Origin of the sequence: Pseudomonas sp. OST1909, assembly GCF_015277575.1 — a bacterium.
Lineage (GTDB): Bacteria > Pseudomonadota > Gammaproteobacteria > Pseudomonadales > Pseudomonadaceae > Aquipseudomonas > Aquipseudomonas synxantha_A.
Window position 1 is genome coordinate 6088815 of the sequence record NZ_CP063780.1, and the last position, 13325, is coordinate 6102139.

The 13325-nt window shown below is 62.6% G+C and carries 10 protein-coding genes; 4 read left to right on the forward strand and 6 right to left on the reverse strand.

Translation table 11 applies throughout. The features are described 5' to 3' along the window. Positions 1–84: 84 nt before the first annotated feature. The 6 genes from IH404_RS26685 to pilG all read right to left on the reverse strand — a co-directional run bounded on the left by IH404_RS26685 (position 85) and on the right by pilG (position 9932). Positions 85–540 (reverse strand): chemotaxis protein CheW, encoded by a 456-nt coding sequence (locus tag IH404_RS26685; protein WP_005792246.1) that lies wholly within the window; start codon positions 538–540, stop codon positions 85–87. Then, positions 533–6352, reverse strand: a complete 5820-nt coding sequence (locus tag IH404_RS26690) for an Hpt domain-containing protein (protein ID WP_194439478.1) — start codon at positions 6350–6352, stop codon at positions 533–535. Before IH404_RS26690 ends, IH404_RS26685 begins: the two co-directional genes overlap by 8 nt. Positions 6353–6527: 175 nt before the next feature. After that, entirely contained in the window at positions 6528–8579 is a 2052-nt protein-coding gene (locus IH404_RS26695; protein WP_005792250.1) for a methyl-accepting chemotaxis protein, read from the reverse strand. Beyond that, the gene (locus tag IH404_RS26700; RefSeq protein WP_032878938.1) at positions 8576–9100 is read right to left on the reverse strand and encodes a chemotaxis protein CheW; all 525 of its coding nucleotides are present in this window, start codon (positions 9098–9100) and stop codon (positions 8576–8578) included. Before IH404_RS26700 ends, IH404_RS26695 begins: the two co-directional genes overlap by 4 nt. Positions 9101–9112: 12 nt before the next feature. Next, positions 9113–9478 (reverse strand): twitching motility response regulator PilH, encoded by a 366-nt coding sequence (gene pilH / locus IH404_RS26705; protein WP_014720320.1) that lies wholly within the window; start codon positions 9476–9478, stop codon positions 9113–9115. A gap of 46 nt (positions 9479–9524) precedes the next feature. After that, positions 9525–9932 (reverse strand): twitching motility response regulator PilG, encoded by a 408-nt coding sequence (gene pilG / locus IH404_RS26710; RefSeq protein ID WP_005792254.1) that lies wholly within the window; start codon positions 9930–9932, stop codon positions 9525–9527. Between the two features lie 239 nt (positions 9933–10171). Here pilG and gshB point away from each other — a divergent pair, with 239 nt between their 5' ends. The 4 genes from gshB (at position 10172) to ruvX (ending at position 13266) form a co-directional block, all read left to right on the forward strand. Then, positions 10172–11125, forward strand: coding sequence for a glutathione synthase (gene gshB / locus IH404_RS26715; protein ID WP_122735897.1), 954 nt, complete (start codon positions 10172–10174; stop codon positions 11123–11125). Positions 11126–11202: 77 nt separating this feature from the next. Then, the gene (locus IH404_RS26720; protein WP_122735896.1) at positions 11203–12108 is read left to right on the forward strand and encodes an energy transducer TonB; all 906 of its coding nucleotides are present in this window, start codon (positions 11203–11205) and stop codon (positions 12106–12108) included. 151 nt (positions 12109–12259) lie between these two features. Continuing rightward, positions 12260–12829 (forward strand): YqgE/AlgH family protein, encoded by a 570-nt coding sequence (locus IH404_RS26725; RefSeq protein ID WP_122735895.1) that lies wholly within the window; start codon positions 12260–12262, stop codon positions 12827–12829. Then, complete coding sequence (gene ruvX / locus IH404_RS26730) at positions 12829–13266, forward strand: Holliday junction resolvase RuvX (protein ID WP_005792259.1); 438 nt, start codon at positions 12829–12831, stop codon at positions 13264–13266. The genes IH404_RS26725 and ruvX overlap by 1 nt, the downstream gene beginning before the upstream one ends. The last annotated feature ends 59 nt before the right edge of the window (positions 13267–13325 follow it).

A 13325-nucleotide genomic window follows, 5' to 3' on the forward strand; every position in this document is an offset into this window, starting at 1 on the left:
GCTAACGCTCACTTTAATTTGATAACGAATCAGCTTTTCTCGTCTAAAACGATAATTTCAGCTGCAACGGCTCGACACGCGTGTTTACGCCAACCCGGACTCGACCAACAGCGCCTCCAACCCCATCAAATCCGGCACCTTCGCCACCTGTTCCCCCACTTGCACCGCCGCCAGTTCCAACGGGCACAACGGCACATCCACGTAGCTCAACTCGCTGTCGAGTTTGTACGAGCGGGGAATGCCCTGGATCACCAGCGCAATAAACTTCAAGGTCGGCCGCCCGCCCAGTGCGTTCAACACCACGATCCGCGAACGTTCGCCGGTCACGCTGGCTTCACCGCACACGGCTTCAAAGCTGATCAAGGGGATTTGCCGATCGCGCCAGGTCACCTGGCGCAGATACCACGGCGGCGCATCGCTGGCCGGTTCGCCGCGCTGGAAGTCGATCAGCTCGGCGATGGCCACGTTGGGCAGCACCAGGTGGCGGTCGGCCAGGGGCAGCAGCAGGCCGGTGAGTTGGCTGGCGCGGTGGTCAAGCATGGGACTTGCTCCAGTAGGTGATGCTTTCCAGCAGCACCGACTCCTGGTACGGCTTGCCGAGGTAGTCGTTGACGCCGATGGCCATGGCGCGGTCGCGGTGTTTCTGGCCGGTGCGCGAGGTGATCATGATAATCGGCAGGCGCATCAGGCGCGGGTCATTGCGGATCTGGATGGCCACTTCGAAGCCGTCCATGCGCGGCATTTCGATGTCGAGCAGCATCAGGTCCGGGGTGTGTTCTTCAAGTACGGCGAGGGCATCAATGCCGTCCTTGGCGGTGAGCACGTTCATGCCGTTGCGCTCCAGCAGGCGGCTGGTGACTTTGCGTACGGTGACCGAGTCGTCCACCACCAGCACCAGCAGCGGGCGCTTTTTCAGCGGGTCGTTGAGGACCAGTGGCACATCCACTGCCTGGGCCGGCAAGGCCGGTTGGCGGGCGCGGATATGCGCCAGCAGGTCGATGATCAACACCACGCGGCCATCACCGAGGATGGTCGCACCGGGCACGCCCTGTACCCCGGCAAACTGTGGCCCCAGGCCCTTGACCACGATTTCGCGCGTGCCGGCCATGGCGTCTACATGCACCGCTACGCGCCGTTCATTGCAGTGCACCAGCAACACCGGCAGCGGCTGGTACTGACCGAGCAGTTTCGGGCGGCTGACGGTGTGCAGCAAATCACCCAGGTAAAACAACTCGTAGCGCTGGCCGGCGTATTCATAATGCGGCGGGTCTTGCTGGTAGTGCCCGGCCAGTTCGTGGGGCAGTACGCGCACCAGGCCTTCGAGGGTGTTGAGGGGAATTGCGTACTGGTCGTCTGCGCATTGCACCATCAGCGCACGATTGACCGACACGGTAAACGGCAGGCGAATACGAAAGTGCACGCCCACGCCTGGGGTCGAGTCGATCACCATCGAGCCGCCGAGCTGACGCACTTCTTCGTGCACCACGTCCATGCCCACGCCACGCCCGGAGATCTGGGTGATTTTTTCTGCCGTGGAAAAGCCCGGTTGCAGGATGAACTGCAGCACGTCGCGGTCGCTGATGGTTTGATCCGGGCCGAGCAGTCCGCGCTTGATCGCCTTGCGCCGCACCGCTTCAAGGGGCACGCCGGCGCCGTCATCGCGCATGTCGAAGACGATGTCGCCGCCTTCGTGGGTCAGGTCCAGGGTAATGCGACCCTTTTCCGGCTTGCCCGCCTGCAACCGCACCTCGCGCGACTCCAGGCCGTGGTCGACGGCATTGCGCAGCATATGTTCCAGTGGCGCCGCCATGCGTTCGAGCACGTTGCGGTCCATCTCGCCTTCGGCATTGCCGACGATGAACTCCACGTCCTTGCCCAGCTCCTGCGCCACTTGGCGCACGATGCGCTTGAGGCGTGGCAGCATCCGCTCGAAAGGCACCATACGCGTGCGCATCAGGCCCTCCTGCAATTCGGTGTTGATGCGCGCCTGTTGCTGGAGCAAATCGTGGGCATCCTGATGGCGCTGCTCCAGGGTGTCCTTGAGGTCGAGCAGGTCGGAGGCCGATTCGGACAGCGCGCGGGACAGCTGCTGCAACTGCGAATGGCGATCCATTTCCAGTGGGTCAAACTCTTCGTAGCCCAGGCGTTCGGCCTCGGCCTGCTGACGACTGAGCAGGCGCCCCTGGGTTTCGCTGTCGAGCCGGCGCAATTGATCGCGCATCCGCTCGATGGTGGTTTGCACTTCATTCAATGCAATGCGCGCATCGTTGACTTGCTGCTCGATACGGCCACGGAAAATCGAGGTTTCACCGGCGAGGTTAACCAGGTCGTCGAGCAGTTCGGCGGAGATTTTCACCATGTCGGCAGCGGGGTCGACCGCCGCTTCAGCCTTGCCCGCAGGCAACGCTACGGGCACCACCGGCTCTACACTGGGGTGCACCAGGCTTTTGATGCGCTCGATAAGTTTGTCCACCGCCCCCACCGGCAGCCCATCCGCTACGGCATCGACCATCTGTGCCAAACGATCATGGCAACCTTGCAGCAGCGCAAACAGCTCTGGGGTCGGCGCCAGCAACCCGGCGGATAACCCCTCGTAGAGAAACTCCAGCTCATGGGCCAAATCGCCAATCGGCCCGATCTCTACCATGCGCGCCCCGCCCTTGAGGGTGTGCAGGTCACGCAACAGGGTTTCAACTTCCTGGCGGCTGCCCGGCTCGGCCTGCCAGCGCAGCAACGCGCTGCCTGAACTGTCGAGGATATCGGCGGCCTCTTCGAGGAAGATATCCAGCAATTCAGGGTCTGCACCCGAGGCCGGCGCCGCCGCAGCCGGAGTCGCCGGCGCGCTGTTCTGGCGCAGCTCGCGCAGTTTGGCGATCAGCTCGGCAGCATCGCTCAAAGGCTGCTGCTGTTGCAGTTCTTCCAGCTGCAAGGCCAACCGTTCGTGGCTGGCCATCAGCACCTGGGACAGCTCGGGGGTGTAACTGTACCGGCGGTCCACCAGGCCCTCGTACAGGCATTCCAGCTCATGGGCCAAGTCGCCCACCGGGTCGATTTCGGCCATGCGCGCACCGCCCTTGAGGGTGTGCAGGTCCCGTTGCAGTGAGGACAAAGGCGCGGCGCTTTCGGGCTCCAGCAACCAGCGCTTGAGGGACTGCCCGGCACTGTCGAGGATATCTACGGCCTCCTCAAGAAAGATGTCGACAATCTCATCATCCATGGCTGTTTGCTGATCCAAGTGCGCAGTGGCAGCGCCCAGTTCCGAAATGCTCAAGGCATGGCTGCCGTCGCTTTTGATCAGGCCGGTGGCGGACGGGTCCAGCGCGTCATCCAGCAACGCGTGCAGGGCTTGCACCCGCGCAGGCGCCGGGCTGATTTCCTGGCCGGCGGCCAGTTGGTCGAGCATGTTGATCAGCGCCTCATGGGCCTGTTCCGCCTCATGGAAAAACCGCTCGCTGACCGCCAGGCTGCTTTCTTCCACAGCGCCATACAGGTCGAGCAAGGCCTCGCACAACGCGTCGATGGCGTGCAGGTCGGCGATGTGCGCGCCCTCCCCCAAGGTGGTCAGCGCATCCAGCAAGGCGGTCAGTTCCTGGCGTTCGCCGGGATGTTGCTGCCAGCGGCGCAACAGGTTGTCGGCGTCGAGCAGAATGTCCATGCCCTGGGCCAGGAAGTTGGTGATCAGATGCCGATCGCGCTTGATCGGCAGGCCGGGACCAGGGGCTTCGAGCAACGCTGCAAGCTGCTGGTCCAACAGGCTTTGGGTGCGTCTGATCAGATCCGCCGCGCCCTGGATGGGTGCCAGGGGATCGCTGTCCAGGTCGCGCAGGCCACGCTGGAACAGCCCTTGGGCCTCCAGCAGCAACTCCACTTCGTCCAGGTCCAGGGGCAAGCGGTGGGCCTTGTATTCGCGGGTCAGGTGGTCGAGGGGGCGCGCCAGTTCGGCGATGGGCAACACCCCGGCCATGTAGGCACTGCCCTTGAGCGTATGCAGGGCACGTTGCAGTTCATCACTGACCTGCAACGGCACCTGTTCGGCGGCGTGGTGCAGGAAGTGGTTGAGGCTGTCCAGATGGCTCTGGGCTTCGTTGCGGAAGATCTCCATCAGCATCGGGTCATGGGGCTCGCCAGCGGTTGTTGCCGCGCCACTGGCCAAGGCATGGGCGCGGGCGGCCAGGGCGTCGACCTCGTCGCGCTGGCGTTGGTCGTCGATGGCAAAATCGGCGATCAATTCCGGCAGCACGGCCACGGCCTCATCCAGCACCTGCTGCACCTCGGCGCCAAGGGCGACGCTGCGTTCCAACACGCGGTTAAGCAGGTTTTCCACGGCCCAGGCCAGTTCGGCCAGCACCAGGGCACGGACCATGCGACCGCTGCCCTTCAACGTATGGAAAGCGCGGCGCATTTCGCCCTGGGCGGTTTTGTCCGCACTGTTGGGCAGGTTGCGGTGCAGCACGTCGAGAACTTCGTCGGTTTCTTCGAGGAAGACTTCGCGCAGCTCATCGTCAATCGGCTCTTCACCCGCCGGCGGTGGCAGCAGGCTGCCGGGGCGTTGCAGAGCCGGAGGATTAAGGCCTGACGTGGGGCTTGCCAGTGCGTCAAATTGGGATTGGCTCGGTGCCTGTTCGGTCGACAGTGCGCCATCGGGCGCGACCAATGCCTGGCGCCAGGGCTTTTCGGCCGGCAGATAACCCAGCGCCGCCAGGCTTTGGGTGGCCCGCTCCAGCACACGCTCGCCAGCGGCGTCAGGGTCCTGGAGCATGCGTTCCAGGTAATACTCCAGGCTGCTGATCACATCGGCGAACTGCTCCAGTCGCACCGGCGAAGGCGCGACGTCGCTGATCATCAACTGCTCGTCGACATAATCGGTGCAGCCGCGCATCAGGCTCGCCGCACGCGGCAGGGGGATCATCGCCAGCGCGCCACGCACCTGGCTCAGCAATTGCGGCAAGGATTCCAGGCGCTGGCGGTCCCAATGGGCTTCGATGCAGTCGATCACCAGTTCCTTGGCTTGTTTGAGGCACTGGCAGGATTCAGCAATCACCAACTGATGGATCTGGGTCAGGTCGGTGGTGGGCAGCCGGCTTTCTTCGCGGCTTTGCGGCTCCACCGTGCCGATCATGCCCGCCAGCGTGGCTTCGACGTAGAGCAACGCGCCTGCCACGTCCATCAGCACCGCGTCATTGGGTTCGCGTTGTCCCTGGGCCAGGCTCAGCACGACAGCCAACTGGTCGATGATCACTTTGCGCGGCTGGCCAAAACCCAGTACGGCGAGGGTGTCGGCGATCTGCCGCAGGGGCGCCAGCAGCGCGTCGAGTTCGTCGATGTGCTGGCGGTCACTGCGTACGAACAAATCGAGGCGCTCCTTGACCCGCACCAGCTCCTCACACAAGGCACCGAGTACCGACCCCATGGCATTGCGGTCCGGCCCGGCCATTCGAGCACGCTCGGCGTCGACCACGGCGCTGTCGGGCAAAGCTTCATCCAGGCCATAGCGCTCTTTAAGGCTTTGCATGCGTGGCGTCGGCCGGGTGACTTTGGCCACGTAAAACAGCAGGCTTTTGAGCAGCTCATCCGGCGCAGGCTGATTGATGCCGCCAATGCCCTGGGCCAGCAGGCGCTTGAGTTGCTTGCCGCTGGCCTTGAGCAGGCTGCGCAGCGCCGGGCTGTTGGCGACCACGCCGGTCAACATGCCCTCGACCAGCGCCGAGGCCACCTGCCACAACGGTAACAACGGCGCGCCCTGGCACAACGTCTCAAGGCGTGCGAACACTCGCGCCATGTCTTCCAGGTTGCTCGGACCGTGGTCTTCACGCAGCAACCCGGCGAGGGCTTGTTGCAGCAGGGGATGCCATTGGCGCAACTGCTCATGCAACTGCGGCGTTGCTCGTTGGGCCAGTGTTTCATCAGGCAGCGGCGCGATCGACAGCAGTTGCGGGCTGAACAGGCTGGTTTCCGACAGCAGGCTTTCACCCCGCGCAGTGCGCAGGTCGTTGAGCAGCGGCAGTACCACCAGCGGCAGGTCGCGGCGGGCGCTGTGTACGCGGTCCAGGTACAGCGGCAACTGGCCGAGGGCTTGTTGCAGCAGGCGGATGCTTTCTTCGCGCTGGCTGACGCGAGCGGTCTGGAGCGCCAGGGCCAGTTCCTCGATCTCTTCGGCCAACAGCGCCGCGCCGTAAAACTCGACCATTTGCAGCGCGCCATGCACCTGGTGGATCCCGGCCAGGCAATTGTCGAGGGTGTCGCCGTCGCCGGTTTCAACGTAAGCGTCCAGCGCCGAACGGGCCTGTTTCAGGGTTTCGGCAATGTCGCCCTTGACCCATTCGAGGGCCACGTAGTCGTGCCGATCAACCATAACTGCTCCGCTTAGAATTCGTGGGTTGCTGGTATCTCACAAACAATGGAGATCCAATGTGGGAGCTGGCTTGCCTGCGATAGCGGTGGGTCAGCAATACATCTGTATTTGACAGACCGCTATCGCAGGCAAGCCAGCTCCCACAATTGGACTGTGGCGTTCTTCAGGTCGTATTTCAATCGTCCACCTGTTTGGGTGGCGGCAAGGTGAAACCCGACACCGACCTGCGCAACTGACTGGCCATCTTCGCCAGGTTACCAATGCTCTCGGCGGTCGCGGTCGACCCCGACGACGTCTGGGTGGTGATCTGCTGGATCACATTCATGGTCAGGGAAATCTGCCCGGCCGAAGACGTCTGCTGCTGCGCCGCATTGGAAATGCTCTGGATCAGCGCCGCCAGGGTTTTCGACACGCCTTCGATCTCTTCCAGCGCGACCCCGGCATCCTGGGCCAGGCGTGCGCCGCGCACCACCTCGGTGGTGGTCTGCTCCATGGAGATCACTGCTTCGTTGGTGTCGGCCTGGATCGCCCGCACCAGAGTTTCGATCTGCCGGGTGGCCGCCGACGAGCGCTCGGCCAGGCGCTGCACCTCATCGGCCACCACCGCAAAACCGCGCCCGGCATCGCCGGCCATACTGGCCTGGATCGCGGCGTTGAGGGCGAGGATATTGGTCTGGTCGGCAATGTCGTCGATCAGGCTGACGATGTCGCCAATTTCCTGGGACGACTCGCCCAGGCGCTTGATGCGCTTGGCGGTGTCCTGGATCTGTTCGCGAATGTTGTCCATGCCATGGATGGTGTTGTGCACCACCTCGTTGCCTTTGTTGGCGATCTCAACCGAGCGCTCTGCCACCGCTGAGGACTCGGCGGCGTTGGCCGATACCTGGTCGATGGACTGCGCCATCTGGTTGATCGCGGTAGACGCTTCGGCAATCTGCTGCGCTTGATGTTCCGACGCCTGGGCCAGGTGCATGGCGGTGGCCTGAGTGTCCTGCACCGCGCCGGCGACTTGCCCGGCCGTCAGGTTGATGGTGGCGACCAGGTCACGCAATTGATCCACGGAATAGTTGATCGAATCGGCGATGGTGCCGGTGAAGTCTTCGGTGACCGAGGCGGTGACGGTGAGGTCGCCGTCGGCCAGGTCTTCGATTTCATCCAGCAGGCGCATAATCGCGTTCTGATTACGCTCGTTCTTCTCAGCGGTTTCACGCAGTTGGCGGTTGGTTTCGCGCACCATCACCAGGCCGATCAGGATGATCGAGGCCAGCGCCAACAGGCCCAGCAGATAACCGCCGATGGTGTCGAAACTGCGGCCGCCGGCGAGGTTTTCAAAACCGGTGGCCAGGTGCGAGGCTTCATCGAGCAGGGTTTGCGACAGGTTGAAGATATGGCTCGCCGAGGCCCGCACCTGGAACAACTGCGGCGAGGTTTCGAGGATTTCATCCACGGAGCCTGAGACAAACTCGAACAGCTCGGCAATCTCCGCCAACCGCGTACGGGCGTCAGGGTCTTCGACCTGGGTGATACGCAGCCCGGGGTTGCCGTTGAGCATACCGTTGAGCACCACGCCAAAACGGTTGGCGTCGCGACCGAAGGCATCGGCGGCCTGCACGGCGGTTTCATCGCCCGCAAGCACGGTGTTGACCGCCCCCAGGATCCGTTCGGCCAGCAGCGACTGGCGCTGGGCCAACGCCACCTGGCTGGCCGGGGCGCCGCGTTGCAGCAGGATATCGACGACCTTTTCCGACTCCATCTGCAGTTGCGGCACGGTTTCGGCCAGGGTCGCCGCCACTTGATGCAGCGACAGAACGGTCTGCTCGCTGGCGAGGATCGCATCGGTGTTTTTCAGCAGCGCTTCCCAGTCGGTCTGCACCGCACGCATTTCGGCGCGTACCGCGCTGGGTGCGGCGGGCAAGCCGGTTTGCGGATCACCCTTTTTCAGGTAGCCCCAGCGCTGGGCAAAATCGTTGCGCGCCTCGCCCAGCAGCTTGAACGCGGCGGCCTTGCCGGCGGCGGCTTCGGTGGCGTTCTTGGCAATGCGCTGGGACAGCACGCGCAGCTCACCGGCGTGGCCGATGTACTGCTTGTCGTAGGTGGACTGGGTGTTGAGGTACGCAAAGTTGGCGAACAGCAACATGATGAACACGATCAAGGCGATAAACAGCACGATGATCTGCGAACGGCTGCGCGAAGCGGCCTGGGGTTTGGGCGTGGTAACGGTGCTCATGCGGCGACATCCATGAAGCCAGGGGCCTGGGCCAAAGCGAAGGGGCTGAAGACTTGCCACTGCGGGTCGCCGTCGAACTGGCCCTGGATAAACGGCGCGCCGGACGCGGTGCTGGCCATCCAGGCGTCCAATGGGAAGTGCTGCATACCGACCACTTCGTCTACCAGCAGCCCGACAAACACGTCATTGAACTCCACGACCAACACCCGCCTTTGCTTGCGCGCCTTGGACAACTCAAGGCCGAGGAAACCGCCCAGGTCCAGCACCGGCAGCAAGCGCCCGCGCAGGTTGGCCACGCCCTTGACCCACGGCTTGACCCCCGGCATCAAGGTGCAGCGCGGTTCATGCAACACCTCGGCGACCTCGCCCATGGGCGCCACGTACCAGTGTGGCCCCAGGCGAAAGCCGATACCGCTCCAGCGTTGCAGGCGGGTTTCCTGGGACGGCAGGTCGGCGGCCAGCAGGCGGCAGCGGCGGTCGATGTCCAGCAGCAGCTCGAAAGCAGTTTGCGACTCGGTCATGATCGCGAGCCTTTAGCCGGCCAGTACCTTGTTCAGGGTGGCGATCAGGGTTTCTTCATCCACCGGCTTGGTCAGGTAATCCTTGGCGCCCTGGCGTGCCCCCCAGATCTTGTCGGTTTCCTGGTCCTTGGTGGTGATGATGATGATCGGAATACCGTTGGTTTCCGGCTCCTTGGACAACTGGCGGGTGGCCTGGAAGCCGTTGAGGCCCGGCATCACGATGTCCATCAACACGGCGTCGGGCTTTTCCTGACGGGCCAGCGCTACGCCGTCCGCGCCGTTTTCGGCTTTCAGGACTTGATGGCCGTGCTTTTCCAGCATGCCGGTCAGTTTGTACATTTCGGTCGGCGAGTCGTCGACGATCAGAACACGTGCCATGGTTTTCCCCACTACATTGGTCGGCGCCGGCCCTTGTGAGGTGGCGTCAGTGTGCTTGTTCTACTGCGGCGAAGGCAGGCACATAGGCCTTGATCGCACCCAGCAGTTCTTCCTTGCTGAAAGGTTTGGTCAAAAATTGATCGACACCCACGATGCGCCCCTTGGCCTTGTCGAACAGGCCATCCCTGGAGGACAACATGATCACCGGGATCGCCTTGAACGCCGGGTTGTTCTTCACCAGGGCGCAGGTCTGGTAGCCATCCAGGCGCGGCATCATGATGTCGACAAAGATAATGTGCGGGTGATGATCCACAATCCGCGCCAGGGCATCGAAACCGTCGATGGCGGTGATGACCTCGCACCCCATGTTCTTCAACAGTGTCTCGGCGGTGCGGCGGATCGTTTTCGAATCGTCGATCACCATCACTCTCAAGGCGTTGGAATGCTGTTCCATATCTGCTCTACCATCGCCACAGCGAATCGGTTTTCGGTGTGTACTGCCTGATGTTGCACAGGATGAGCGCCGCAAGCCTTGGAATTCAAGGGCTGCTACGCCGTGGCAGTCTTTTTAGCACAGTCTCCGGGCGCAATCTATCGAGGCACCCACCCGGTGGTTTTTCCTTGACCCACAACAACCACAGCGCCACTCTGACGCCACTTTTATGCGCCCTAATTTGCTAGAGGAAATCCCCCATGAGCGTTCGCGTCGGCATTGTCATGGACCCAATCGCCAGCATTTCCTATAAAAAGGACAGTTCGCTGGCCATGCTCCTGGCCGCCCAGGCCCGCGGCTGGACGTTGTTCTATATGGAACAGCGCGACCTGTACCAGGGCGACGGCGAGGCGCGGGCGCGGATGCGTCCGTTGCAGGTATTCGCCAACCCCGAGAAATGGTTCGAGCTTTCGGATGAAATCGACAGCCCCCTGAGCGACCTCGATGTGATCCTGATGCGCAAGGATCCGCCGTTCGACATGGAGTTTGTGTACTCCACCTACCTGCTGGAGCAGGCCGAACGCGCCGGCGTGTTGATCGTCAACAAGCCGCAGAGCCTGCGCGACTGCAATGAAAAGCTGTTTGCCACCCTGTTCCCGCAGTGCACGCCGCCGACCGTGGTCAGCCGCCGTGCCGATGTACTGCGTGAATTCGCTGCCAAGCATGGCGATGTGATCCTCAAACCGCTGGACGGCATGGGCGGCACTTCGATCTTCCGCCACCGCGCCGGTGACCCGAACCTGTCGGTGATCCTCGAAACCCTGACTGCGCTGGGCACCCAGCAGATCATGGGCCAGGCTTACCTGCCGGCGATCAAGGACGGCGACAAGCGCATCCTGATGATCGACGGCGAGCCAGTGGACTACTGCCTGGCGCGCATCCCCGCAGCGGGCGAGACCCGTGGCAACCTGGCGGCCGGTGGTCGTGGTGAAGCACGTCCGTTGTCGGACAAGGACCGCTGGATCGCCGCTCAAGTTGGCCCGACCCTGCGGGAAAAAGGTCTGCTGTTTGTCGGACTCGACGTAATTGGTGAGAGCCTCACGGAAATCAACGTCACCAGTCCAACCTGTATTCGCGAGATCGACAATGCATTTGGCACGAACATCGGCGAAATGCTGATGGCCGCCATTGAGCGCAAGCTACAAGCCAAGTGACATAGAACAGCCGGACACACACCAACATTGCGTTATCATGCGCCACCTGTGAAACGCGCGATGTTGGTTTTCTTGTCATGACACTCCCGTCCGAACTGCCCCCAGAACTCACCCATCAAGGCGTGCGCCCGGCTGATCGGCTCGGATTTACCCTGTTTCTCGCCGCACTGATTCACCTCGCCTTGTTGCTGGGCGTGGGCTTCACCATGGTCGAGCCCAAGCAGATCACCAAGACCCTGGAAATCACCCTGGCTACGTTCAAAAGTGAGAAGAAGCCCGAAAAGGCCGACTTTCTTGCCCAGGACAACCAGCAGGGCAGCGGTACGCTCGACAAGAAAGCCGTGCCCAAGACCACTGAAGTGGCGCCGTTCCAGGACAACAAGGTCAATAAGGTCACCCCGCCGCCGGTGCCCAAGCCCGAGGTCAAGCAGGCAACGCCCAAGGCCGCCGTGACCACCGTTGCGCCCAAGCCGCAAAAGGCCCCGACCCAGCGCGAAAAAACCAGGACTGAACCCAAGCCCGAGCCGGTGAAGCCCGCGCCAACCTTCGACAGTTCGACGCTGTCCGACGAAATTTCCAGCCTGGAAGCCGAACTGGCCCACGAACAACAGCTGTACGCCAAGCGCCCGCGCATCTACCGCCTGAACGCCGCGTCGACCATGCGCGACAAAGGCGCCTGGTATAAGGACGAGTGGCGCAAGAAGGTCGAGCGCATCGGCAACCTCAATTACCCGGACGAAGCCCGGCGTCAGCAGATTTATGGCAACTTGCGCTTGCTGGTATCGATCAACCGTGACGGTTCGCTCTATGAAGTGCAGGTGCTGGAGTCCTCCGGCCAACCGCTGCTGGACCAGGCCGCCCAGCGCATCGTGCGTCTGGCCGCGCCTTTTGCGCCGTTCAGCGGCGACTTGAATGACGTGGACCGCCTGGAAATCATCCGCACCTGGAAGTTTGCCAAGGGCGACCGGCTGTCCAGCAACTGACCCGCCCCGCCTACTGTAGGAGCGAGCTTGCTCGCGAAAAACCCCAGGACGACACGTTCATTAAGGCAGCACGCATAATCGTTGACGACCTTCGCGAGCAAGCTCGCTCCTACACTTGTCAGTTCGCCCCTCCAACGCCACACTAGCGGACATGAAAAACGTCAGCCCGACCTACCTCAAGCACCAATTCCTGATCGCCATGCCCCACATGGCCGACCCGAACTTTGCGCAGACCTTGACCTACATCGTCGAGCACACGGCCAATGGTGCCATGGGGCTGGTGGTCAACCGTCCACAGGAGCTGAGCCTGGCCGATATCCTTGAGCAATTGCGCCCGGAACTCGACCCACCGAGCCGCTGCCAGGATGTGCCGATCTATATCGGCGGGCCGGTGCAGACCGATCGCGGCTTTGTGTTGCACCCCACCGGGCCGCAATACCAGGCCACGGTGGATCTTGAGGGCGTGTCACTGTCCACGTCTCAGGACGTGCTGTTCGCGATCGCCGATGGCGTCGGCCCTGAGCAAAGCGTGATTACCCTGGGCTACGCCGGTTGGGAAGCCGGGCAACTGGAAGCCGAACTGGCGAGCAATGCCTGGCTGACCTGCCCGTTCGACGCCGACATCCTGTTCAACACCGCCAGCGAACTGCGCCTTGACGCTGCCGCCGCCAAGCTGCGGGTCAACCTCAGCCTGTTGACCAGCCAGGCGGGGCACGCCTGATGGCCTTGCGTCTGATCCTGGGTTTTGACTACGGCACCAAACAGATCGGCGTAGCGGTCGGCCAGGTTATTACCGGCCAGGCCCGCGAGCTGTGCACCTTGAAGGCCCAGAACGGCATACCGGACTGGAACCAGGTTGAAGCCCTTATCAAAGAGTGGAAGCCCGACGCTGTGGTGGTCGGCCTGCCCCTGAACATGGATGGCACCCCCAGCGACATGTGCCTGCGCGCCGAAAAATTCGCGCGCCGCCTCAATGGCCGCTACAACCTGCCCTTCTATACCCACGATGAGCGCCTGACCACCTTTGAAGCCAAGGGTGAGCGCCGTGACCGCGGCGGGCAGAAGGGCAGTTACCGCGACAACCCCGTGGACGCCATCGCCGCCGCCTTGCTGTTGCAGGGTTGGCTGGATGAAAACACCGCTTTATTTGAATCCTGACCCGCCGCGATCCTGTGGGAGCGGGCTTGCCCGCGAAGAACGTTAACGATACCGCGTGA

Bases quoted from the DNA above. Each gene is read 5' to 3' on its own strand.
- IH404_RS26685 (WP_005792246.1), bottom strand. From the start codon at position 540: ATGCTTGACCACCGCGCCAGCCAACTCACCGGCCTGCTGCTGCCCCTG.
- IH404_RS26690 (WP_194439478.1), bottom strand. From the start codon at position 6,352: ATGGTTGATCGGCACGACTACGTGGCCCTCGAATGGGTCAAGGGCGAC.
- IH404_RS26695 (WP_005792250.1), bottom strand. From the start codon at position 8,579: ATGAGCACCGTTACCACGCCCAAACCCCAGGCCGCTTCGCGCAGCCGT.
- IH404_RS26700 (WP_032878938.1), bottom strand. From the start codon at position 9,100: ATGACCGAGTCGCAAACTGCTTTCGAGCTGCTGCTGGACATCGACCGC.
- pilH (WP_014720320.1), bottom strand. From the start codon at position 9,478: ATGGCACGTGTTCTGATCGTCGACGACTCGCCGACCGAAATGTACAAA.
- pilG (WP_005792254.1), bottom strand. From the start codon at position 9,932: ATGGAACAGCATTCCAACGCCTTGAGAGTGATGGTGATCGACGATTCG.
- gshB (WP_122735897.1), top strand. From the start codon at position 10,172: ATGAGCGTTCGCGTCGGCATTGTCATGGACCCAATCGCCAGCATTTCC.
- IH404_RS26720 (WP_122735896.1), top strand. From the start codon at position 11,203: ATGACACTCCCGTCCGAACTGCCCCCAGAACTCACCCATCAAGGCGTG.
- IH404_RS26725 (WP_122735895.1), top strand. From the start codon at position 12,260: ATGAAAAACGTCAGCCCGACCTACCTCAAGCACCAATTCCTGATCGCC.
- ruvX (WP_005792259.1), top strand. From the start codon at position 12,829: ATGGCCTTGCGTCTGATCCTGGGTTTTGACTACGGCACCAAACAGATC.